The following is a 22,065-nucleotide window of genomic DNA, read 5'->3' as shown; positions in this document are numbered from 1 at the left end:
AGAACCCATAAAAAACAGGAGAAACAATGCCTCAGCTGACCAAAAATATTTTTGAAGAGCTTTCGGAAAATATTAAGGGTGATGTTTACACCGATAAAATAAGAAGATATATGCACTCAACGGACGGCAGCATTTTCAGGGTGGAGCCGGCGTGCGTGGTATATCCTCTCGATAAAGACGACATTAAGACAGTGGTGAAGTTCTCTTCCCGCTACGGACTCTCGATCCATACCAGAGGCTCGGGAAGCGGTCTTTGCGGTTCTGCCGTGGGAAAAGGTCTTATACTCGACTTCTCCAAGTATATGAACACCCTTATCGAGCTTGATGAGAAGGGGAAAACCTTCACCTGTCAGCCCGGCTACCGCTTCGGGGAGCTTGAGGTTGAGCTTAAGGGCAAGGGGCTTTTCTTCCCGCCTGATCCATCCAGCGGTGAATACGCCAGCTTCGGCGGCATGTACGGAACAAACGCCAGCGGCGCTCACTCCGTGAAATACGGCAATGTGTCCGACTATATCGAAGATGCGAAGCTGATTCTGACTGACGGAAGCGAAACCACCATAAAAAACCTTGAAGCCGCCACGTACGATAATCTTCCTCCGAAATTTAAAAAGCTGTACAGACTCTATGAAGATAATGAAGAAAAAATAAACAGCGCTTACCCCGCAATCCGCTGCAATGTCTCCGGCTACAACCTCAGGGGGCTTGTGCGGGACGGCAGGCTTAAGATTGGAAACCTTCTCGGCGGTTCAGAAGGAACGCTCGCCATAGTGACCGAGCTTACTTTCCGTCTCCACGAGAAGCCTTCTTTTGACAGTCTCGTGGTCGCCTATTTTGACGACATTGTCAAATCCGCTCAGGCTGTGCAGAGGGTTCTGCCTTCTGCTCCTTCCGGAATTGAGATCATGGACAAGTCGCTCCTTAATCTTGCCAGAGAATCGGACGCAAAGCTTAAGGAAGCCATACCCGAGGGCGTGGACAACGTGCTTATGATCGAGTATGACGGTTACGACAAAGATGAGGTGCGCAGATTTGCCGAGCAGGCAATGGCGGATATTCAGGATCTCTCCACGTCAGCTTCCGTCGCCGCGTCCGAAGAGGAAGCGGCTAAGTTCTGGGCTGTGCGCAAGGCGGCGGTTCCGATACTTTACAAGCTCAAAGGGCGCAAGAAGATCCTTGCTCTCATAGAGGACGCCGCAGTTCCCACGGACAGGCTTGTGGACTATTTTCAGGGATTGTACGCCATACTGAAAGGGCACAGGGCGGATTTTGTAATCTACGGTCACATAGCAAAAGGTCTTCTCCATACCAGACCTCTCTTGGATCTGAAAGATCCTCACGATATAGAAATGCTGAAAATTCTTGCCGATGATGTATTTAAGCTTGTCAACTCCCTTGGCGGCGTTGTGAGCGGCGAGCACGGTGACGGCAGACTGAGAACTGCGTACATCAGGGAGCAGTATAAGGAAATATATCCGCTTTTCCTTGAGACAAAAGCGATTTTTGATGTTGAAGAGCTCCTCAACCCCGATATAAAAACTGTCTGTGACGATGAGCAGATGATGAAGTTTCTCCGCTTTGGCTCTGATTACGGAAATACGGATCTCAGCGGCAAGCACCTTGTCTGGAACGAGGGTTTCACCGATGAGGCGGAAAAGTGCCATGGCTGCTCAAAGTGCACAACCGTGACATCCGCCACGAGGATGTGCCCCGTCTACAAGGCTACAAGGGATGAAACAGCCGCGCCAAAGGCGAAGGCGAATGTACTTCGTGCGTTGATAAGCGGCGCCATAGACGGTGACTCCCTTTATGAGGAGGCTTTCCAGAACGTAATAAATAAATGCGTGAACTGCGGAAGCTGCGTCATGGAGTGTCCCTCCAACGTGAACATCCCCAAGCTTGCCATTGAAGCAAAAGCCATGTATGTGAAGAGATTCGGCGCCGGAATAGAGAATAAAATACTCTCCAACTGCGACATTCTCGGGAAATATACCCATAAGATAAGCCCGCTGATTACAAAGGCTATGAAGCTGAAACTGAACCGCAAGGTTATGGAAGTGATGACGGGTGTGACCGCCGAGCGTCCTTTTGTAGGGTTTGAGGGCAAGTCCCTCTTTGAGAGAGCTGAAACCCGCGCATTCCGCAAAAAGGGCGAACTGAAAGTGGTTTACTTCGCCGGATGCTACGCAAGCTACATTAACCCCGGACTGGGGCTTGCCACCATGGACGTATTGGAGCACATCGGCTGTGAAGTCGTTCTGCCTGAGCAGTTCTGCTGCGGCATTCCGTTCCTCTCAAAAGGAATGACGGAGGATGCCAAGCTCAGGGTTAAAAAGAACCTCGCAAGCTGGGGCAAGGCTATGGAAGAGGCGGACTATGTGGTTGTTTCATGCTCCTCCTGCGGGCTTTCACTTCTTAAGGAATGGAAATTCCTCATGAGCGATTCTCAGGTGGAGGCTGTGAGCAAAAAGCTCATACACGTGAGCGCACTTGTGAATCAGCGCAGAAACCGTCTGAGAGTAAAAGAGAAAAACCTGAAACTTTCCTACCATAAATCCTGTCATATGAAAGTACAGGCGGATAATGACTGCTCTGTAGTGATGCTTGCCTCCCTCCCCGGAGTGAAAGTGACGGATCTCAACAGCAACTGCTGCGGCATGGCGGGAAGCTGGGGCATGAAGGCGGACAACTTTGAGCTCAGCGCTAAGATCGGCAAGCCGATGCTGGACAAGCTTAATGAGTCCGAAGCGGATTACGGTGTGACTGACTGCCCCACCTGCACAATCCAGATGCAGCATATGGGCAATAAAACTGTGAAACACCCTGTTGAGGTGCTTAAGGAATGTTTGGAAGACTGACAGCCTTTCTGCTTGTGAGCGTGCTCGCCTTCGCATCCGCCCGCGCGGACGAAGGGGATTACCTTATGGGTCTGAACGCATACAAAGACGGACTGAACAGCGTTGCCAGAATGGGCTTTGAGGCTTATCTGGCGGATTCTCCCAATCAGGCAGACAAGCATTATGCCGAGTATCTCATGTACCGCATCCTCCTTGAGGATGGCGACTTTGAAGGGGCTTATTCATACTTTATCAAAATAGAGGGAGTGAAGGATTCCCGCTTTGATCAGAATGTGATCAAGGGGGATAAAATGCGCTTTCTGATCCGTAAAGACTGCTCGGAGGCAAAAAAAGAGCTTCTTGCGGGAACCTCCGCTGCGGGCGCTGCGCTCTACACCGAGTCGGACTGCCCTATGGACTCACAGGCGGCTAAGTCTGTGGCTGCCGTGTCAAACGATTCAAAAGTTCTGCTCTCAGCCGCATCCAAGGTACAGGGTGACTTTAAGGCTGTGGAAGCCCTGTTTTCAGGCATCAATCCCAAAAATCTCACTGCCGGACAGGCAAAGTATTTCGGCGTTCTCTTTTATAAAAACGGCAGCTACGATTATTTCTGGAAGGTATACGGCGTTTACAAGGATGCGGATATGGTCAGCCTCGCTCTGGACAGGCTCTGGAGCATAAAAGACTACAAAGGCTATATTTCGGGCTTTGAGGCTAATCGCAAAAGCTACTCTCTGGAATCCGGCGCCTTCTGCCGTGCCGTAGAATCATACAAGCAGACAGGAGCGGATTTTGACTGTGCGCTCCTTGACGGCTGCATAAAAGATAAAAACGCCGACTTCGCCAAAACCAAAACCGCCTGCCTGATTAAAAGCGGCAAGCCAAACCTTGATGCGGATATAGATTCCTTCGGTTCCGCTGTATCGGGCGTGTGCGAATACGTGCCTTATATGATTGACAAAAATCTGTATGACGGCAAATCATTCGGTGAGTTTGCCGCCTGCCCGAACAAGTTTGACATAGCCGAGCTGCTTTACCGCAAGAAAAGATTCGGACGCCTGCTTGAAGTCGCCTCCAAAGGAACAGACGATCGTGACTACTATTACACTGCCCTTGCCCATATAGGCATGGGGGACAGGAACAAGGCATCCGCCGCCGCACAGAAGATTAAAAATGCCGATCTTAAAGCTTACTTAAGCGGGCAGGTAAAATGAAAAAGTTTCTCATAGGCTTCGTTTTTATATCGGTTTTCTTCGGCGCTCTGCTTTACAATTATCTGTCCGATGAAAGTCACGCTCTTTATAACGAAGCGGTAAAACTGTATGAGCAGAAAAAATATTTTGAAGCACACGAGAAGGTTAAAGAGGCTATGGATAAAAACATCCTCAACCGCAAGGCAATAGCCCTCAAAGCAAAGCTTTACGACATAGTGACGGGCGAGGAAAACTATAATGATGCCTCAAGGCTTTATGAAGAGGCTGTGAACCTTGCCATGCAGGGGAATGCCGAGCAGGCAAGGGTCAATATTATCCGCGCTCTGGAACTTCTGGACAGGGTTCCCTCCACAGCACCGGCGAAGGAGAAGGCTGACAAGCTGATCGAACGTATCTCCCGCGATGCGGAGCCGCTTCTGAACAAGGCTCCCGATGTCGCCTACCGCAGGGCGAAAAGCTTTTATGAGCAGGGCAGTTACAGAAGAGCCTTTGAAAATCTCAACCGTCTGCCTGCTCTATCTCCGGAGGGGAAAGCCATGAAAAGCTCCGCCGCCTACAGAGCTGGAATGGATGTCTACAGCAGCCTGCAAACTCTTCCTGACGTCTCCAACGCAGAGCTTTACGACGCTATCTATTGGTTCGAGCAGGTTGAGGCGGGGCAGCCGGATTATGCCGATGCTTCGGAAAAACTGAATGAACTCAGGACAAGGCTTAATTAATTCCGTTGCGTACGCACGTTAAAAAATGCTAAAAACACGTCAGATTTCTTAGAGGTAATCTTCATGTCAAACTATGACTTCACAGGCGTTAAAGTCCTCGTAGTGGGGGACGTTATGCTTGATAAATATTATTTCGGCTCCGTCCGCAGAATCTCACCGGAGGCTCCGGTTCCTGTGGTGAGGGTTAAGGATACGAAGCTGACTCTAGGCGGCGCAGGGAACGTTCTCAGCAACATAACCCACTTAGGTGCTAAGGGCTTGATGCTCTCCTCCTGCGGGAGGGATGACAACGCAGTGACTCTGAAAGGGCTTCTGGACGATCTCGGCGCTGAGTGCGGCTTCATAGAGCGTGATCTTCCCACAGTAACCAAGCTAAGAGTCATAGGCGAAAAACAGCAGATAGTCAGGCTTGATTTTGAGGAGATAGTTCCCGTCAGTCTCACTGATGAATATAAAAGCTTCATAGACAACGCCGCCGCCGAATGCGGAACTGTGGTTCTCTCCGATTACGGCAAAGGAATCTGCACCGATGAGGTTTGCCGATTTGTAATCGAAAAAGCGGCAAAATACGGGAAAAAGGTTATTGTCGATCCCAAAGGGCACGACTGGAACAGATACAGAGACGCAGACATAGTTACTCCCAATGTCAATGAATTGGGCGAAGCCGCAGGCAGAAACGTTGAAAACGCCGATGAGGAGATCACCGCAGCAGCCCGTGAGCTTTTGGGTCAATACGGCATAAAATGCCTTCTTGTTACCCGCTCTCACAAGGGGATGAGCATAATCACGCAGAACAGCGTGAAGCATATACCCACTGAGGCGAAAGAGGTTTTCGATGTCTCCGGCGCTGGAGACACTGTCGTGGCAACATTGGCGGCTGCCCTTGCCAACGGTTATGATATTGAATCCGCCGCATGCACCGCTAACAAGGCAGCGGGCATAGTGGTCAGCAAAATAGGCACGGCGCCCGTATATATCAATGAGCTCAATGATGAAGGCAGAAGCCACGCCGCCACGTCTCTTGACGCCATGCTGCGCATAACGGAAAACCTGAAAAGAGCCGGCAAAACCATAGTGTTCACCAACGGATGCTTTGATATACTCCATAAAGGGCATGTGACCTACCTGAGAGAGGCAAAAAAACTCGGTGATGTTCTTATTCTCGGGCTGAACACGGATGAATCCGTCCGTAAGCTTAAAGGAGCTTCAAGACCCGTAAACTCCGAAGACGACAGAGCGGAGGTTCTTTGCTCTCTTGAATCGGTGGATTACGTTGTTAAGTTCGGTGAGGACACGCCGCTGGAGCTTTTAAGCAAAATACGTCCCGATATTCTTGTAAAGGGTGCGGACTACAAAATAGAAGAGGTCATCGGCAGGGAACACGCCGGAAAAACAGTCCTCATCAGCTTCGTTGACGGGTATTCGACGACCTCGATATTGGAGAAGAGTAAAAGGTAACAGTTCCATGGAAGGAACTGCGCCGTGCGAAGCGAAGCCGTGTTTATCACGGCGCGAGCGTGTGCTGGAATTCCACAGGATGTGGGAATTGCAGCTATTAAGGACAGACGGGTATTCGACGACCTCGATATTGGAGAAGAGCAAAAGGTAACAGTTCCATGGAAGGAACTGCGCCGTGCGAAGCGAAGCCGTGTTTATCACGGCGCGAGCGTGTGCTGGAATTCCACAGGATGTGGGAATTGCAGCTATTAAGGACAGACGGGTATTCGACGACCTCGATATTGGAGAAGAGCAAAAGGTAACAGTTCCATGGAAGGAACTGCGCCGTGCGAAGCGAAGCCGTGTTTATCACGGCGCGAGCGTGTGCTGGAATTCCACAGGATGTAGGAATTGCAGCTATTAAGGACAGACTGCTTCGTCGTTTTACTCCTCGCAGTGACTCATAGGAGCGTCATTGCGAATCCTGAAAGGGTGAAGGGTCACTTCCCCCTTTAGAAAAGGGGGACAGAGGGGGATTTGAGAAGCATGCGGAACAGTTTTTCACCGGACGCAGAGATTTCGATTATTTAAAAAGGAAGGTATTCATTATGATAGTTGTAACAGGCGGAGCAGGATTTATAGGGAGCAACATAGTAAAAGGACTGAACGATATGGGTGAGGACAACATTATCATTGTCGACAGCCTTGATAATCCCGCAAAGCATCTGAACCTGAATAAGCTTAAATACAATGATTTTATTGATAAACGGGATTTTCTCTCTGTTCTCAAAGAGGACAGGTTTTTCATAAAAGTATTTTTCCATGAAGGCGCCTGCTCCAACACAATGGAAACAGACGGCAGATACATGATGCGGAACAACTACGAGTTCAGCAAGGAGCTCCTGCATTACAGCATGGAACGGGGAGCAAGATTTATTTACGCTTCCTCTGCTTCTGTTTACGGCAACGGGGATGAAGGCTTCGCCGAAAGCCCTGAGTGTGAGTATCCGCTGAATGTTTACGCCTTCTCCAAATTTTCGTTTGATAATTATGTCCGCAGGATAAAAAATGCCGGAACACAGGTCGCCGGACTGCGCTATTTCAATGTCTACGGTCCGCAGGAAAACCACAAAGGCAAGATGGCTTCCGTGGCTTTTCACTTCTTCAGCCAGCACAAGGAAGGCACTAAGGTGAAGCTTTTTGAAGGGAGTGAAGATTTCCGCAGAGACTTCATTCACGTCAATGACGTTGTGGCGGTAAATATGTTCCTCTACGAAAACTCCAATGTCTCAGGCATATTCAACTGCGGCACAGGAAAATCCAGAAGCTTCGCCGACATAGCCGAAGTTTTCAGAACAAGATACGGCAAAGCTTTTGAATCAGAGATAATTCCTTTTCCTGAGCAGCTTAAGGGAAAATATCAGAAATATACTCAGGCTGATCTCATTAATCTGAGAAAAGCCGGATATGCCAATGAGTTTCTCACTCTGGAACAGGGTGTGGGAGCTTATCTTGAGGTTCTGGAAATGACCGGCGGTTATATAAAATAAATTTATGAAACAGCTCCGAACGGGTTCACTCGTCCGCAGTGCCGACAGATACGCGGGTCCGGTTCTGCTTTACGCTAAATCACTTTTCAGAAAAAGAAAGCCCTTCGGCGGAAATGTCCGCAGGGCTGCTTTTCTTAAAACTGCCGCCATAGGCGACACTGTTCTTATGTCTGCCGTTGTCCGTGACTTCCGGTTGTCTTATCCCGATGCGGAGCTTATTTTCATCTGCGGGGCTGACAACGCTTCTGTTGTGAAAATGTTTATGCCTGCGGATAAGGTTATCATCATAAACCACAAAAATCCCGTGAACGCCGCAAGGACAGTGAAAGGTTTAGGACATTTCGACTTTGTTCTGGATTTCGGTTCATGGCCCCGTTTTGACGCGTTTCTGGCTTCCTGCTTCGATTCCGCCTTCACTGCGGGCTTCAATACCGATTACCAGTACAGGCATTACTGCTATGACACGGCGGTTAAACACTCCCAAAACGTGCATGAGCTTGAAAACTACCGCTCCCTCGCACGTGCGGCGGAAATCAGGACAGATTCAGCACCGCATATTGACTTTCCCGATATTGAACGGAACAGCAAATCCGTTGTATTTCATATGTTTTCCGGCGGCAGACGCTGGTATCTCAAGGAGTGGGCTGAGGAAAGGTGGCTTGTCCTTGCGGAAAAACTCACCGCCTGCGGGTATGAAATAACTGTTACAGGCTCCAAGAGCGATTTTGAACGGGCGGAGAAATTCTGCGCCGCTTCTGGCGCTGTAAATGCTGCCGGATGCTCCCTTACGGAGTCTGCACGTCTGCTTAAGTCTTCCGCTCTTGTAATCAGCGTGAATACAGGGATAATGCACCTCGCATCCGCACTGGGCTGCGTTGTGGTCGATATATGCGGCGCTGTCCGTCCGGAGAGATGGGGTGCGGCAGGTGAAAACTCAGTCTCCCTCGCATGTGCTGAACCGTACATCAGCCTCGGTTTTGAGGAGAAGGAAGGCGTACCCATGGACGAAATATCAGTTGAAGCCGTGTTTGATGCTGCATGGAGGTTTATTAAGCTATGAGATGGATGTTCACGCCCGCTGTAATACTGACTGATCTGCTCACCTACTACCTAACCCTTGAGGCTGCGGTAGTTTCCCGAAGCATAGTGGATATACTGTTTCCGGAGGTCACCAGATTCGGCTTCTCCTTCACATATTTTGCGGGTATCTGGTGGATGCCTCTGATACTGCTCTCCGTGATAGCCTACAAGGGGCTTTACACCAGACGTCTTACCACATTCGATGAAACCAGAGGGCTGATAAGCGCTGTAACCTTCAGCCTCGTTCTTATATTCGCCATAGTTTCCGTCGGCAAAATGACCGACATGGTATCCCGTCTTACACTTGTTTTTATATGGTTTTACGGCATACTGCTGTTCCCCGTGGCACGGAGAATCGGCAAAAGGCTCCTTTTTTCCTTGGGTCTCGGTACTGAAAAAATCATTATCGCGGGCACAGGAGAATCGGCGGCTGAGGCAGCGGCGGCGCTGCTGGGCGAAAAGGGGTACGGCTATAAGCTGAAAGGTTTTTATCCGGTAAGCGCCTGCGATGCGGAAACAATTAAGGTCAGAGGAACTTCATACCCTGTTCTTGGCGGGGATATTGAGAAACTCCTTGATGACGCCTCTGCGGTTGTTTTCGTTGAGGACGAGATGAACCCTGACGAAATAACCTCTCTCACCACCTGCGTGAGGCGCAAGGTCGGCAAAATAATAACAGTGCCGGAGCCGGGCAGAGCGGCGATGATGAACAGCGAGTTCCATTATCTTTTTAATAATAAGCTGTTTATCCTGAAATCAAAAAACAACCTCGCGTCCGTTGCCAACAAAGCGGCGAAAAGAGCCTTTGACATAGTCTTCACTCTCCTTGTGCTTCCATTTGCCGGTCTGATCATCATAACCGCTGCGGTCGCCATACGCCTTGAGTCCGGAGGCTCCCCGTTCTACAGTCATAAACGCGTCGGCAGGGGCGGTAAGGTCATAGGCGTTCTCAAGATGCGCTCAATGTATAAGGACGCTGACGTGCGCCTGAAGGATATTCTGGATTCCGATCCGGTGAAACGTGCCGAGTGGGAAACATCCTTTAAGCTGAAAGACGATCCTAGGGTTACAAAGGTCGGCAGGTTCATAAGAAAAACATCCATAGACGAAATGCCTCAGTTTATAAATGTTCTCAGGGGAGATATGAGTGTGGTGGGTCCCCGACCCATAATCAGAACCGAACTGGACGAATATTACGGCAAAGACGGTGAATACTACTGCATGGTGCGTCCGGGTATAACCGGCATATGGCAGGTCAGCGGGAGGAGCGACACTGATTACACCTTCCGTGTGGGACTTGACAGCTGGTATGTCATGAACTGGAGCATATGGCTGGATATAATGATCATTTTAAAAACAGTGAAGGCAGTGATAAAAAAAGAAGGAGCATATTAGCTTTGAGCAGAAGTTTTTACATAAACACATACGGATGCCAGATGAACGAGTACGATTCGGAAAGACTGGCTTCCTTTTTCGCCGCTATGGGCTTTACTCAGGCGGAAACACCCGAAGAGGCTGATTACGCGCTTGTAAATACATGCAGTGTTAGGGAGAAACCCCACCACAAGGTTTCAAGTGAACTCGGCAGGCTTAAAAAAATAAGGAGAAAGAACCCTGAACTCAAGATAGGCGTATGCGGCTGTGTGGCGCAGCAGGACGGCGAAGCGCTTCTTAAGCGTTACCCGCAGACGGATTTTGTATTGGGAACGGACGCCATAGCCCGCATAGGTGAAGCTGTGGAGCTGGTGGAGAAGGGCGAAAAGGTTTGCTTCACCGAGTTCGAGGGCGGAGAGCTGAAAGTGCCTGTTTTCGGCAGGCAGACCGGATGCAGCGCCTTTATAACCATAATGAAAGGGTGCGACAATTTCTGCTCATACTGCATAGTGCCTTATGTGCGGGGAAGGGAAAAAAGCAGACATGCAGCGGAGATTCTGGATGAGATCCGTTTTCTTGCGGACAAAGGGGTGAAAGAGATAACCCTTTTGGGGCAGAATGTGAACTCCTTCGGAAAAAACCTTGACGAAAACATCAATTTTACGGAACTTTTATATAGGGTGAATAATATAAGCGGGATCGAGAGGATAAGGTTTGTCACCTCACATCCCAAAGATTTTTCTGATGAGCTTATATATGCCATGCGGGATCTGGACAAGGTCTGCGAAAGTCTGCATCTTCCCTTGCAGGCAGGCAGCAGCGATGTACTGAAACGCATGAACAGAAAATACACCTACGGGGAGTACAGGGACAAGGTGCTGAAAGCTAAGGAGCTCGTGCCTTCGCTTGCTCTTTCTTCTGATTTTATTGTCGGTTTTCCGGGTGAAACAGCGGAAGATTTTGAGATGACACTCGCAGCGATGGAAGAGATCCGCTATGAGTCTCTTTTCGCCTTCGCATACTCGGTGCGTCCGGGGACAAAGGCGGAGGGGCTTGCGGATGATGTGAAAGCCTCAGACAAGAAAATGCGCCTTGCCCGCCTGCTTGATCTCCAGAAGAGGATAAGCGCGGAAATATCCGCAGGCTACAAAGGAAAAATGGCAGAAGTAATGACCGAAGGGTTCAGTAAACGAGACGGCGGAGTATACACAGGCAGAAACAGACAGAACAGAGTGGTAAATTTTACAAGCAGAAAAGTTTTATCAGTCGGTGATATAACTGATGTTATAATACATGAGGCAAAACCAAACAGCTTTTTCGGAGAGGCAGCGGAGGACTAAATGATAGAGGTCGGCTTAAAATGTGTCATGAGGGAACCGCTTACAGGCAGATGTATGATCCTGCTTGAATCAGTTTCAGGGCTTGAGGTTCTTCCCATTCCCGTGGGTGAGGAGAGCGCCAATACGATTCACTCATTTCTGTGCGGAAAAAATACGGATGATCTGGGTATATTCGGAATAACCGCGGGTATTATTTCCTCACTGGATAACGCATTCCCTGAGAGGGTGGTGATAGACGGTTATGAGGACGGGGTTTTCACATCAAAGGTTTATATAATAGTAAACGGTGAGGAAAGGGCAGTGGACGCCAGACCGTCGGACGCTGTGCGTTTTGCTCTGCTTTCCAAGGTTCCTGTTTATGTGGCGAAAAGGATTCTCTTTGAAAAATTCAGGGATAAAAAACTCTGCTTCGAGAGGAAGAGTGACTGCTGTAAATAATCGCTTTATTGTTCGTGCCCGCTCTTATCTGTTCATGGGGTGGGCAAGCTTGTGCTCTTTTACGAAGGCTTCAATTATTCCGTTCGTATCCACACCGTAGCTGTCGCTTTTGATTGATGAAATAATCTTTTTCTGACCTGCGCCTCCGTTCTGGTTTTTCAGATCCAGCAGATAAGGGGCAATCCGCGTTCCTTTTTCATTGCTTATGACAATGACCACAGGCTTGAGTATATCTTCCTGTCTGCTGTCGAATACCACCGCCATTTCGTGAGTATCAAGCATCGTCAGAGTACCGACAGGGTATATCCCCATTATGTTAATGAAGAATTTGACCAGTGTCTCGTTGAAGTGCCTGCCGGAGCCTTCAAATATGAGTTTAAGAGCCTCAGCGGGGGATTTTCCCTGATGGTAGACCCTGTCGCTTGTTACAGCGTCATAAACATCTGCTATAGCGATTATTTTTGCCATAGGGTTGATCTGCTTCTCGTTTATTCCGCCCGGATAGCCGGAGCCGTCTGCCTTTTCGTGGTGCTGGAGCACGGAGAGCAGCACATCCTCAGGCAGTTTGGTATAATATTTCAGCAGATCGTAACCCCGTACCGGATGCTGCTTCATTATGCGGAATTCCTCATCCGTGAGCTTGTCCGGCTTGTTCAGTATTTTCTCGGGGATCTTCATCTTGCCGAGGTCGTGCATAATCCCCGCCATACCGATAAGGTTAAGCTCAGATGGGGATTTGCCCAGCCTGCGCCCTATGGCTATACTTATTATGCTGACGTTCAGGGAGTGGGTAAAGGTGTAGTCGTCAAAGTCCTTGAGCCTTGTCATATTCGGAAAAACATTCGGGCTGTTCAGGCATGTCATCACAAGCTCGTTGACAACATCTTTAGTGGCTTCGGCATCAAGTGTCTTGCCCATGCGCACATCGGTGAGTACCTTTTTTGTGACTTCCTTAGTTCTTTTATGTATGGCTTCCGCTTTTACAACTTCATCTATAGTCGGGGCGAATTCTTTGATAATACTGAAATCAGCATCGGGATCAGTCTGCTTCTTAAGCTCTGTAATAATTACATTTTCCCGTTCCGATCTTTTTTCGGCGGGTATATCGTTCACTTCAACGCGGATGAAAACCCTTTCAACGCCGGATTCTATAAGGAGCTTTATGGGTTCGTCATTTTCTATGGGTGTTCCGTAATACGGGAAGTAGATCCCTTCCTTATCAGTTTTAGTAACGATCATGCCCGGTTTTAAATCTGAAACTCGTATGAGCAGATTTCTGACCATTTTTTGCCCTCAGTGCGTAAAAGAACAGCTTTTATAGTTGTTTCTGATTATATTTTCTTTTTTACTGAAACAACATAAAGCATTATACACAAAAAAGGACGGATAGAAAACAAATGTTGCCTTGAACGGGTGAATAAAACAATTTTAGTCTTAATCTGTTTCGCACACAAGCAAAAACACGGGCTGATTCTGTTTTAATCGGCAGTCAGATGCAGGAACAGGCAATACTAAGGCAGAAACGGACATTGCAATCATTTTTATATTTATTAAAATTAGTCAGAAGCTTAAAGAACGCTGCGCTGAATGCGCAGGTACAATTCAGTTAAAAACAGAAGGTGTTTTATGCAGTACAGGAAAATGCCGAAGACAGGCGATGAGCTTTCCGCTCTCGGATTCGGCTGTATGCGTCTGCCGATGAAGAACGGCAGAATCGATGAGGAAAGAGCAATCAGCCAGATACGTTATGCTATAGACAATGGTGTAAACTATGTGGACACCGCATGGCCTTACCACGGCGGCGAGAGCGAGATCGTTTTAGGGAAGGCTCTCAGGGACGGCTACCGTGAAAAGGTGAGGCTTGCGACCAAGCTCCCCTCATGGCTGCTGGAAAGCAGGGCGGACATGGACAAGTACCTCAACGCCCAGCTTGAGAAGCTTGGCACTGATAAAATAGACTATTACCTTGTTCACACCCTTAACGGCGCACTGTGGAAGACGGTCAGGGAACTCGGCGTCACAGAATTTCTGGATCAGGCGAAAAAAGACGGGCGGATAGTGAACGCAGGTTTCTCCTTTCACGGGCAGGGAGCGGATTTTGCTCCGATAGTTGATGCTTATAACTGGGACTTCTGCATGATACAGTACAACTTTCTGGATCAGGAGTATCAGGCGGGAACGGCAGGACTGAAATACGCCGCCTCAAAAGGACTTGGGCTCATTGCTATGGAACCTCTCAGGGGTGGCTATCTTGCGAATACTCCCCCTGCTGAGATTCAGCATATATGGGACGAGGCAGAAACTAAACGCAGCCATGTGGACTGGTCACTCCGCTGGATATGGAACCATCCCGAGGTTAAGGTGATAATCTCAGGCATGAACGAAGAAACGCATATTGAGCGGAACATAGCCTCTGCGTGCGATTCGTTTCCGGATTCGCTTACAGAAAAGGAACTTAGTATCGTAAACCGTGTCGGTAAGAAGTATAAGGAGCTGATGAAGGTCGGCTGCACGGGCTGCGGCTACTGTATGCCGTGTCCAGTCGGAGTGGACATTCCGGGGGCTTTCAACTGCTATAACCTTGCTTTTCTTACCGGAATGGAGAACGCCGGCTTTCACTATATTCTCGGTCTCAGCGGGGTAACCGCAGACGGTGAGAAGGGGTACGCCTCCATGTGCGTTTCCTGCGGCGAGTGTATCGACAAATGCCCGCAGTTTATACAGATTCCGGATGTGCTGAAGGATGTCGCCGCTAAGTTTGAGGGCGAAGGATTCGAGGAACGCTCGGCAGGTGTGATAAAAATGTTTGTGGACAATCTGAAGAAATAAAGCCGGAGGCGGCATGAAAATATTATACTACGATTGTTTTTCCGGTATCAGCGGGGATATGAACCTTGCCGCCATGATAGATCTCGGTGTGAGTGCGGACTATCTCAGGACTGAGCTCGCCAAGCTCGGTCTGGGAGATGAGTTTGAAGTGAAAACGTCCGGAGACATGCGTAAGGGTATCTCCGGCACAAGGGTTGATGTGGCGTTGAAACACCATCATCATGACCACAGCCACGGACATCATCACCGGAATCTGAAAGATATTGAGACTGTTATAAACAGCAGCGCCCTTGAGGATAAGGTTAAGAAAACAGCGCTGGATATTTTCCTCAAGGTTGCCGAAGCTGAGGCGAAGGTGCACGGAAAAGGGCTGTACGAGGTTCATTTCCATGAGGTGGGGGCAACTGATTCAATTGTGGATATTGTCGGGGCGGCAATATGCTTCCATGCTTTGGGCGTTGATGAGGTACGTTCATCCGCCGTGGAACTGGGCGGCGGAATGGTGAAGTGTGCCCATGGGCTTATGCCTGTGCCGGCGCCTGCTACGGCTGAGATTCTCAAAGGTGTGCCTGTTACCCTAGGCAAAGTGAATAAAGAGACAACTACCCCCACCGGAGCTGCTATTCTTGCGGCACTTACGGATAAATTCTGTGATGTATCAGGATTCGCAATACAGAAAACAGGCTACGGAATAGGGCACAACGATAATGAGGTGCCCAACGTGCTCCGTGTTTTTCTCGCGGAGGCTGAAAACTATGTGAAAACAGGTCAGGCTGTGCTGCTGCAATGCAATATAGACGATATGACACCCGAAATGCTCGGCGCTGCCATGGAGCTTCTCATGGACGAGGGCGCTTCGGATGTTCATTTCACGCCTATAATAATGAAAAAGAACCGTCCGGCAGTGACCATATCTGTTTTGTGCCCCGATGAGGATGCGGACAGGTTCAGAAGACTGCTTTTCCTCCATACCTCCACGCTTGGTATTAAAAGCACGCTGATTCGCAAGGATATGCTGGAGGTTTCTTTTGATAAGCTGGATACGCCGCTGGGAACTGTTACAATGAAAAACGCCGTGATGGACGGGAAGATTATCCGCTCCAAACCGGAATTTGAAGACTGTAAAAAACTCTCCGAACAGCACGGAATACCGCTGAGCGAAGTCTACACACAGATATGGAAGTGCGGAAAATAATGGACAGGCTGAAAGAACTCCTAAACAGCATAAAAGAAGGCGGGACAAGTGTGGAGGAGGGATTGACGAAGCTTCGTGATCTCCCTTTTGCAGATGTTGGGCACACCAAGTTTGACCTGCATCGTGAACTCCGAAACGGCTTTCCCGAAGTTATATACGCCGAAAACAAGACCCCTGAGCAGGTAAGTGATATTTTCTGCAAACTCAGGGACAGGTGCAGCGTGCTCGCCACACGTGTTTCCGCGGAGACTGCGGAGTATGTGATTAAGACATGTTCCGGTGCGGAATATAACAGACTGGGGCGCACACTGAGCTTTGTGAAGGATCCGATACATTATAAAGAGGGCGAGGTGCGAATCATCACCGCCGGAACATCCGACCTGCCCGTTGCGGAGGAGTCGCTTGTCACCTGCCGCATGTTCGGATGCAGGGCGGAGCTTATCTCGGATGTCGGTGTGGCGGGCATACACAGGCTTTTTGACAGGCTGGAGGAAATACGCCGGGCAAAGGTGATAATAGTCACTGCTGGTATGGAAGGCGCGCTTGCCGGTGTAGTGGGAGGGCTTGTATCGCAGCCGGTAATCGCAGTACCAACCTCCGTCGGCTACGGTGCTGCCTTCGGCGGAATATCCGCACTGCTGGGCATGCTGACCTCCTGCGCTGGGGGGATCACTGTGGTTAATATAGACAACGGCTTTGGCGCCGCCTGCGCTGCCGTGAGGATTATAAATACTATGCAGGGGTGAATTAAATCACCCCTCTTCTTTTACCTTTCTTTTACAAATATTCCTTAATTATTGTGTTTATTGAATTAATTTAAGCCTCCTGTGAAAAAATCATAGCCAATATTGAATTAAGGCGCTATATACTTTTGTAATAGCGCTATCCGTTCAGGAATATAATGTTCTTTATGACTGCTGATAACTGCTGAATTTTAAAGGAGTGCCGCGATGATGAGAAAGCTTTCTGCCGTGTGTCTTCTATTGCTTATTTCCGTTTTTTCTGTTTTTGCCGACGAGACGTCCGGAGACAAAGTATGGGGCGCGACGGTACCCTCTGTTTTTATGATTTACATAGTCAATCCCGACATTCTTGCCGGATGGTCTTACAAGTTTTATCCGTATGAGGAAAAGTTTATTTCTGAGAAATACAAGAGCCTCCCGTTTCTTGGCGGCTGGCATAATGAAGGCGGCATACCCGATCGGGAAATGCTCATGCGTGAGAAAGTGAAGCGCGCCTTCATTATCTCCAGTTCGTCTCACAATGTTAACCAGATGATACCCGAACTCAGAAAGATGGGGATAGAAACCTTCACTATGAAGGGTTCTGATATGAATGACTACATAGTTATGCTGAGGGAACTGGGCAGGGAACTGAGTGTGCCCGAACGGGGGGAGGAACTTGCTGCATATTCTGAGAAAGCCGTTGAAAAAACAAAAGAGATGACAAAAGGGCTTAAGGACAGTGAGAAGCTCCGTGTTTATGTGGCAGGGGGGAAAAACGGTCTGAGATCCGGCTGTAACTATGAGGAACTCGCCCTTAGCGGCGTAATTAACGCTCTGGAATGCTTAAGTCCTGACATGAGAGGCGCACAGCAGGTTTCCTTTGAGCAGATAGTGGCTATGAACCCGGACGTCGTGCTTATTACAGACCCGTTCTTCGGCTACGGATACAAAAAAGACTCCAGATGGAAGCGCCTGCGCGCATACAAAACGAACAGGATATTTGTTGTGCCTTACGGTCCCTTCGGCTGGATGGAAAAGCCTGCCGTGATGAAGTTCATGGCTGTGCAGTGGCTTACCTGCAATATGTACCCCGAAAAATGCACAGTTGATATAAAAAGCGAAACTAAAAATTTCATGAAACTCTTCCTGCATCTGGATCTTACGGATGCTCAGGTTGAAGAAATGCTGAGGCAGTAGAATGAGAAAATATGTTATTGCAGTTCTTATCCTGTGCGCATTTGCCGCACATGCGGAGGAAGGGCAGGGAAGATATTACGGAGCCACATTCCCTGCAACCTTCATGCTTTATATAATGTCGCCGGATGTGATTGTCGGCTGGAACGGAACACTCAGGGAAACAGAGAAAAAATATATTCCTGAAAAATATCAGAAGCTTCCAGTTGTCGGCGGCTGGTACAGCGGCAGCACGGCGGATAAGGAGGTTTTGCTGAGGTCAAATATAAAAAAGGCGCTCCTTCTCCGTGCTGACGAGTCAAGGGATTCCGCCGCCGAGGTGACTCTCAGGGAGATCAATATTCCCTCTGTTGTGCTGAAAAGCGTTACAATGCAGGATTATATAAATGTTTTCAGGAGTCTGGGCAAAGAGCTGAATATGCAGGAACGCGGGGAGGAGCTTGCGCAGTACGCGGAAAACTCCCTTAAGACCGCTGCTGAGATGATGAAGGGCTATCCCGAAAATCAAAGGTTTAAAGTCTATTTCGCACAGGGGGGAAACGGGCTTGAGACTGTCTGCTCCGGTTCATACAGGGAGGAGGCGATAGCGCTTGCCGGCGGCAGCTTTGTACATAAATGTCCATCAGGAACGGATATTTCCACCATCTCCTTCGAGCAGCTTGTGATCTATGATCCGGATGTGATCCTTGTGCAGAACCCTAATCTTATGAACACAATAAACAAAGACCCCAGATGGAAAAGGCTCAGAGCGGTCAAAGCAGGCAGAATTTTCAGTGTTCCCTATGAGCCTTTCGCATGGCTGGACAGACCGCCTTCCTTCATGCGCATTGTCGGTCTTCCGTGGCTGATATGCAAAATTCATCCCGACAGATGCAGCGTGAATATGGAAGCTGAAACCGCCAAATTTATAAAGACGTTCTTCGGTCTGAATATGTCTGCACCGCAGATAAAAGAAATGCTCTGCGAATAATCTGAAAAGGAATTTTGATGAGGAAATACCCTGTATTAACAATAACTCTGATTTTAATTGCAATTATCCTTGTGTCACTGACGCTAGGGCGGTATCCCATGACGCTTGCGGAGATATATCATTCAGCAGCCGACTCCATAGCGGGGAGGGAACTAACCTATAAGCAGAGTGAAATCATCTTCCTTATCACGGAAATACGTCTGCCGCGCATCATTGCCGCTGTTTTGGTCGGTTCAGCGCTTGCAGTTTCGGGCGCTGCCTATCAGGCTATGTTTGTAAATCCCCTTGTTTCACCGGGGATACTCGGTGTTCTGGCAGGTGCGTCTTTCGGTGCGGCCGTGGGTATAGTTATTATAGAGTCATGGATCGCCACGCAGATAATGGCTTTTGTATTTGCCTGTGCCGCTGTGGGACTGGCTGTACTGCTTTCGCTTCTTTTACCGCGCTCAACTCTTCTGGTACTTATTCTGGGGGGTATGATCAGCGGTTCTCTGTTTACTTCGCTTTCATCGCTCCTCAAATATATAGCTGATCCCACAAGCCAGCTTCCTGAGCTTGTGTACTGGCTTATGGGCACTCTTGCCAATGCCACAAATACCGTGCTTATACATGTCGGTTTTATAATGGTTGCGGGGATTGTTTTTCTTTGTTTTCAGGGCAAGCTGCTGAATGTTCTGAGCCTTGGTGATGAGGAAGCACAGGCACTGGGCATATCTGTCAAACGAAAACGGATAGAGATCATAGCCGCCGCAACCCTTGTCAGCGCTTCAACGGTTGTGATAGCGGGTACAATCGGCTGGGTTGGTCTTGTTGTTCCGCATATGGCGCGGTTCTTTGTGGGGCCCGATAACAGGGTGCTTATGCCCGTCACCGCCATAGGCGGCGGTGCGTTTATGCTTCTGACGGATTCTGTGGTGCGTTCAGCCTTCACAATGGAGATACCAATCGGAATAGTCACTTCGCTGGTGAGTCTGCCCCTAGTGGTGTTTGCTATGTATCAGAATAAAGGCAGGTGGAGATGATAGAGGTCAGCGGATTGCATTTTGGCTATTCAAGAAAAAAAAGCGTTCTCAACGGTGTTTCCTTCAGGGTGGGGAAGGGTGAGATAGTCAACATCCTCGGACCTAACGGATGCGGGAAAAGCACCCTCATTAAGCTTATATTGGGCTTTATGCACGCGGAAAGCGGAGTAATTTCCATCAACGGGCGGGATATACGCAGCATAGGGCGAAAGAGGCTTGCTTCTCTGGTTTCATATGTTCCGCAGATGCACAGCGGTGTGTTTTCGTATTCCGTGCTTGATGTAGTGCTGATGGGCAGAGTTTCCATGAGCCCTTGGTATAAATATAAGGAAGAGGATTATGAATATGCGCAGAGGGCGCTGACCAGACTGAATCTTTCCCATTATGCGGAACGGCCGTATCTTCACCTTTCTGGCGGGGAAAGACAGCTTGTTCTGATAGCAAGGGCACTTGCGCAGAAAGCGGAATATTTCATAATGGATGAGCCTGTGTCAGGGTTGGACTACGGAAACCAGTTTCTGCTGCTTCAGGTTATTAAGGAGCTTTCTCAGGAAGGACTTACCGTTATCCTCACTACCCATCACCCTGAGCATGCCGTATTTCTCGGCGGTCGCTCGCTCCTGATCAAAAACGGAGAGGTGATGGGTGACGGCCCTTCGGAAGACACCATAAACGCTAACTGTGTATGCAGCCTTTACAATATGCCCCGCTCGCTTGTGGAGCAGGTGAGCTTTACGCACTATATGAAGAGATGACAGGGAAGCGAGTTATACTGATGCAGGTTAAAAAGCTGTGTTTTGTCATAGTGTAAGATTTTGATAAAAAAAGCACTTGACTTGCATTAGTCCCTTTGATATAAACGGATTCCCCAACAGGAAAGAGCAGCGGGATGTAGCGCAGCTTGGTAGCGTACACCCTTGGGGTGGGTGTGGTCGCAGGTTCAAATCCTGTCATCCCGATTTAAAGTTTCTTAAAAGCCAATCACTTAATGATTGGCTTTTTTTATTGGCTGCAAAATTATGCGGTACTTTAAGTTCTGTACAGTTTTCGGAATTATCCTTTGTTTGCCTGTCTTGCCGCAGAATCATTTCCGGTTGGCTCATTCCCGCTTGACTTGGTGGAAAATTTAATTTAGTTATATCTAACTAAATTAAATGAGTGGGTAAAATATGCTTACAAAGGATGCCGGCTCTCAATTAATTGATACATCATGGAATTTTCTTAACACCTTCGGTAATGTCACAGGTATGTTCCGTCATGTGTCGCTTTCATGCGGAGTTGAGATTTCGTTTATGGACTATGTGGCGAAGGAAACTTCCACAGCCGATTTCGAGATAGATTCCGCACCGCTTGAATTTTCTTTTCACATGAACGGTAAAGGTTACGGAAGCATAATCAGGGGCGGCAGAGAAACAGCCGTTCTTGACGGAAGCTCAGGCAGAAGCCTTGTTACCTATAACCCGCTGAGCAGATGCTCTGTCCGGACATTCGCCGGTGAGCATTACCGCATTCTGAATCTGTATGTTTCCCCCATGCGTTTTCTTGAGTATTTCGGGGGTGAAGAGGAGTATGTGCCTGAATCTTTCAGGAGCATATTCCGCAAAGACGCAGCCTCCATTAATATAAGCACATTGCTGTCTCCATCCGTGCGCGTGGTGCTGGATCAGATAATCAACAGTCCATATAAGGGCGCTCTGAACAGGCTTTTTCTTGAAAGCAAGAGTATGGAACTGATGGTTCACATACTCAGAGAGGTACAGCACAGCCTGTCGCTGCCTAAGGCGCTGAAACTCTGCCGCGGCGATGAGGAGCGGATCAGGGAGGCACGGGAAATCCTGATTGCGGAGATGGACAGCCCTCCGGCTCTTGATGAGTTGTCAAAAAGGGTGGGCATAAACAGCACAAAGCTCAAAAAAGGCTTCAGAAGCCTGTTCAACTCCACACCGTATTCCATTCTGCGTAATGAAAGAATGCGCCATGCGGAGGCTCTGCTCGCGGAAGACAGAATGAACATAACCGAAATAAGCCACCATCTTGGTTTCAGCGACACTTCACACTTCATCAGGGAGTTTGTGAAGTTTTACGGAACTACCCCCGGAAGATTCTTTAAAACCATTTCCTGATTTTTCTATATTGAGCACTTC

Annotated in this window: 18 protein-coding genes and 1 tRNA gene; 18 read left to right on the top strand and 1 reads right to left on the bottom strand. The window is 48.7% G+C overall.

The genetic code is table 11. The annotated features are described in order from the left end of the window. Positions 1 to 26: 26 nt before the first annotated feature. The 9 genes from EP073_RS08985 to EP073_RS08945 all read left to right on the top strand — a co-directional run bounded on the left by EP073_RS08985 (position 27) and on the right by EP073_RS08945 (position 11,986). Positions 27 to 2,855: an anaerobic glycerol-3-phosphate dehydrogenase subunit C gene (locus EP073_RS08985; protein ID WP_128466816.1), complete on the top strand. Its 2,829-nt coding sequence runs from the start codon at positions 27 to 29 to the stop codon at positions 2,853 to 2,855. Next, entirely contained in the window at positions 2,840 to 4,048 is a 1,209-nt protein-coding gene (locus EP073_RS08980; protein ID WP_128466815.1) for a hypothetical protein, read from the top strand. The genes EP073_RS08985 and EP073_RS08980 overlap by 16 nt, the downstream gene beginning before the upstream one ends. Next, positions 4,045 to 4,767 (top strand): hypothetical protein, encoded by a 723-nt coding sequence (locus EP073_RS08975; RefSeq protein WP_128466814.1) that lies wholly within the window; start codon positions 4,045 to 4,047, stop codon positions 4,765 to 4,767. Before EP073_RS08980 ends, EP073_RS08975 begins: the two co-directional genes overlap by 4 nt. 63 nt (positions 4,768 to 4,830) lie before the next feature. After that, complete coding sequence (gene rfaE1, locus EP073_RS08970; RefSeq protein WP_128466813.1) at positions 4,831 to 6,225, top strand: D-glycero-beta-D-manno-heptose-7-phosphate kinase; 1,395 nt, start codon at positions 4,831 to 4,833, stop codon at positions 6,223 to 6,225. Between the two features lie 587 nt (positions 6,226 to 6,812). After that, positions 6,813 to 7,754 (top strand): ADP-glyceromanno-heptose 6-epimerase, encoded by a 942-nt coding sequence (gene rfaD, locus EP073_RS08965; RefSeq protein ID WP_128466812.1) that lies wholly within the window; start codon positions 6,813 to 6,815, stop codon positions 7,752 to 7,754. 4 nt (positions 7,755 to 7,758) lie between these two features. After that, positions 7,759 to 8,814: a glycosyltransferase family 9 protein gene (locus tag EP073_RS08960; protein ID WP_128466811.1), complete on the top strand. Its 1,056-nt coding sequence runs from the start codon at positions 7,759 to 7,761 to the stop codon at positions 8,812 to 8,814. Then, entirely contained in the window at positions 8,811 to 10,229 is a 1,419-nt protein-coding gene (locus tag EP073_RS08955) for an exopolysaccharide biosynthesis polyprenyl glycosylphosphotransferase (protein ID WP_128466810.1), read from the top strand. The genes EP073_RS08960 and EP073_RS08955 overlap by 4 nt, the downstream gene beginning before the upstream one ends. A gap of 2 nt (positions 10,230 to 10,231) precedes the next feature. Beyond that, a complete protein-coding gene (gene miaB, locus EP073_RS08950; protein ID WP_241653986.1) occupies positions 10,232 to 11,548 on the top strand; it encodes a tRNA (N6-isopentenyl adenosine(37)-C2)-methylthiotransferase MiaB in 1,317 nt (438 codons plus the stop codon). Continuing rightward, complete coding sequence (locus EP073_RS08945) at positions 11,549 to 11,986, top strand: bifunctional nuclease family protein (protein ID WP_128466808.1); 438 nt, start codon at positions 11,549 to 11,551, stop codon at positions 11,984 to 11,986. A gap of 24 nt (positions 11,987 to 12,010) precedes the next feature. On the opposite strand, the gene EP073_RS08940 is transcribed toward EP073_RS08945, so the two are convergent. Then, positions 12,011 to 13,270 carry an HD-GYP domain-containing protein gene (locus tag EP073_RS08940; RefSeq protein ID WP_128466807.1) on the bottom strand — a complete coding sequence of 420 codons (1,260 nt, stop codon included), beginning with the start codon at positions 13,268 to 13,270 and terminating at the stop codon, positions 12,011 to 12,013. 342 nt (positions 13,271 to 13,612) lie between these two features. On the opposite strand from EP073_RS08940, the gene EP073_RS08935 reads away from it, so the two are divergent. The 9 genes from EP073_RS08935 (at position 13,613) to EP073_RS08895 (ending at position 22,044) form a co-directional block, all read left to right on the top strand. Then, the gene (locus EP073_RS08935) at positions 13,613 to 14,815 is read left to right on the top strand and encodes an aldo/keto reductase (protein WP_128466806.1); all 1,203 of its coding nucleotides are present in this window, start codon (positions 13,613 to 13,615) and stop codon (positions 14,813 to 14,815) included. Between the two features lie 13 nt (positions 14,816 to 14,828). Beyond that, positions 14,829 to 16,010 (top strand): nickel pincer cofactor biosynthesis protein LarC, encoded by a 1,182-nt coding sequence (gene larC, locus EP073_RS08930; RefSeq protein WP_128466805.1) that lies wholly within the window; start codon positions 14,829 to 14,831, stop codon positions 16,008 to 16,010. Next, a complete protein-coding gene (larB, locus tag EP073_RS08925) occupies positions 16,010 to 16,756 on the top strand; it encodes a nickel pincer cofactor biosynthesis protein LarB (RefSeq protein WP_128466804.1) in 747 nt (248 codons plus the stop codon). Before larC ends, larB begins: the two co-directional genes overlap by 1 nt. Before the next feature lie 204 nt (positions 16,757 to 16,960). Beyond that, the gene (locus EP073_RS08920) at positions 16,961 to 17,932 is read left to right on the top strand and encodes an ABC transporter substrate-binding protein (RefSeq protein ID WP_128466803.1); all 972 of its coding nucleotides are present in this window, start codon (positions 16,961 to 16,963) and stop codon (positions 17,930 to 17,932) included. A 1-nt stretch (position 17,933) separates the two neighbouring features. Continuing rightward, positions 17,934 to 18,899 (top strand): ABC transporter substrate-binding protein, encoded by a 966-nt coding sequence (locus EP073_RS08915; RefSeq protein ID WP_128466802.1) that lies wholly within the window; start codon positions 17,934 to 17,936, stop codon positions 18,897 to 18,899. Between the two features lie 17 nt (positions 18,900 to 18,916). After that, entirely contained in the window at positions 18,917 to 19,921 is a 1,005-nt protein-coding gene (locus EP073_RS08910) for a FecCD family ABC transporter permease (protein WP_128466801.1), read from the top strand. Beyond that, entirely contained in the window at positions 19,918 to 20,676 is a 759-nt protein-coding gene (locus EP073_RS08905; protein ID WP_128466800.1) for an ABC transporter ATP-binding protein, read from the top strand. Before EP073_RS08910 ends, EP073_RS08905 begins: the two co-directional genes overlap by 4 nt. Before the next feature lie 130 nt (positions 20,677 to 20,806). Then, a tRNA-Pro gene (locus EP073_RS08900) sits at positions 20,807 to 20,880 on the top strand. A gap of 210 nt (positions 20,881 to 21,090) precedes the next feature. Beyond that, a complete protein-coding gene (locus tag EP073_RS08895; protein ID WP_128466799.1) occupies positions 21,091 to 22,044 on the top strand; it encodes a helix-turn-helix domain-containing protein in 954 nt (317 codons plus the stop codon). Positions 22,045 to 22,065: the final 21 nt, after the last annotated feature.

This window comes from Geovibrio thiophilus (assembly GCF_004087915.1).
Classification (GTDB): Bacteria; Chrysiogenota; Deferribacteres; order Deferribacterales; family Geovibrionaceae; genus Geovibrio; species Geovibrio thiophilus.
Note: the sequence above shows the minus strand (reverse complement) of the source record. Positions and strands in the feature narration are given on the sequence as shown.

Excerpts from the sequence above, each read along its gene's own strand:
- EP073_RS08985 (WP_128466816.1), top strand. The coding sequence starts at position 27 with ATGCCTCAGCTGACCAAAAATATTTTTGAAGAGCTTTCGGAAAATATT.
- EP073_RS08980 (WP_128466815.1), top strand. The coding sequence starts at position 2,840 with ATGTTTGGAAGACTGACAGCCTTTCTGCTTGTGAGCGTGCTCGCCTTC.
- EP073_RS08975 (WP_128466814.1), top strand. The coding sequence starts at position 4,045 with ATGAAAAAGTTTCTCATAGGCTTCGTTTTTATATCGGTTTTCTTCGGC.
- rfaE1 (WP_128466813.1), top strand. The coding sequence starts at position 4,831 with ATGTCAAACTATGACTTCACAGGCGTTAAAGTCCTCGTAGTGGGGGAC.
- rfaD (WP_128466812.1), top strand. The coding sequence starts at position 6,813 with ATGATAGTTGTAACAGGCGGAGCAGGATTTATAGGGAGCAACATAGTA.
- EP073_RS08960 (WP_128466811.1), top strand. The coding sequence starts at position 7,759 with ATGAAACAGCTCCGAACGGGTTCACTCGTCCGCAGTGCCGACAGATAC.
- EP073_RS08955 (WP_128466810.1), top strand. The coding sequence starts at position 8,811 with ATGAGATGGATGTTCACGCCCGCTGTAATACTGACTGATCTGCTCACC.
- EP073_RS08945 (WP_128466808.1), top strand. The coding sequence starts at position 11,549 with ATGATAGAGGTCGGCTTAAAATGTGTCATGAGGGAACCGCTTACAGGC.
- EP073_RS08940 (WP_128466807.1), bottom strand. The coding sequence starts at position 13,270 with ATGGTCAGAAATCTGCTCATACGAGTTTCAGATTTAAAACCGGGCATG.
- EP073_RS08935 (WP_128466806.1), top strand. The coding sequence starts at position 13,613 with ATGCAGTACAGGAAAATGCCGAAGACAGGCGATGAGCTTTCCGCTCTC.
- larC (WP_128466805.1), top strand. The coding sequence starts at position 14,829 with ATGAAAATATTATACTACGATTGTTTTTCCGGTATCAGCGGGGATATG.
- larB (WP_128466804.1), top strand. The coding sequence starts at position 16,010 with ATGGACAGGCTGAAAGAACTCCTAAACAGCATAAAAGAAGGCGGGACA.
- EP073_RS08920 (WP_128466803.1), top strand. The coding sequence starts at position 16,961 with ATGATGAGAAAGCTTTCTGCCGTGTGTCTTCTATTGCTTATTTCCGTT.
- EP073_RS08915 (WP_128466802.1), top strand. The coding sequence starts at position 17,934 with ATGAGAAAATATGTTATTGCAGTTCTTATCCTGTGCGCATTTGCCGCA.
- EP073_RS08910 (WP_128466801.1), top strand. The coding sequence starts at position 18,917 with ATGAGGAAATACCCTGTATTAACAATAACTCTGATTTTAATTGCAATT.
- EP073_RS08905 (WP_128466800.1), top strand. The coding sequence starts at position 19,918 with ATGATAGAGGTCAGCGGATTGCATTTTGGCTATTCAAGAAAAAAAAGC.
- EP073_RS08895 (WP_128466799.1), top strand. The coding sequence starts at position 21,091 with ATGCTTACAAAGGATGCCGGCTCTCAATTAATTGATACATCATGGAAT.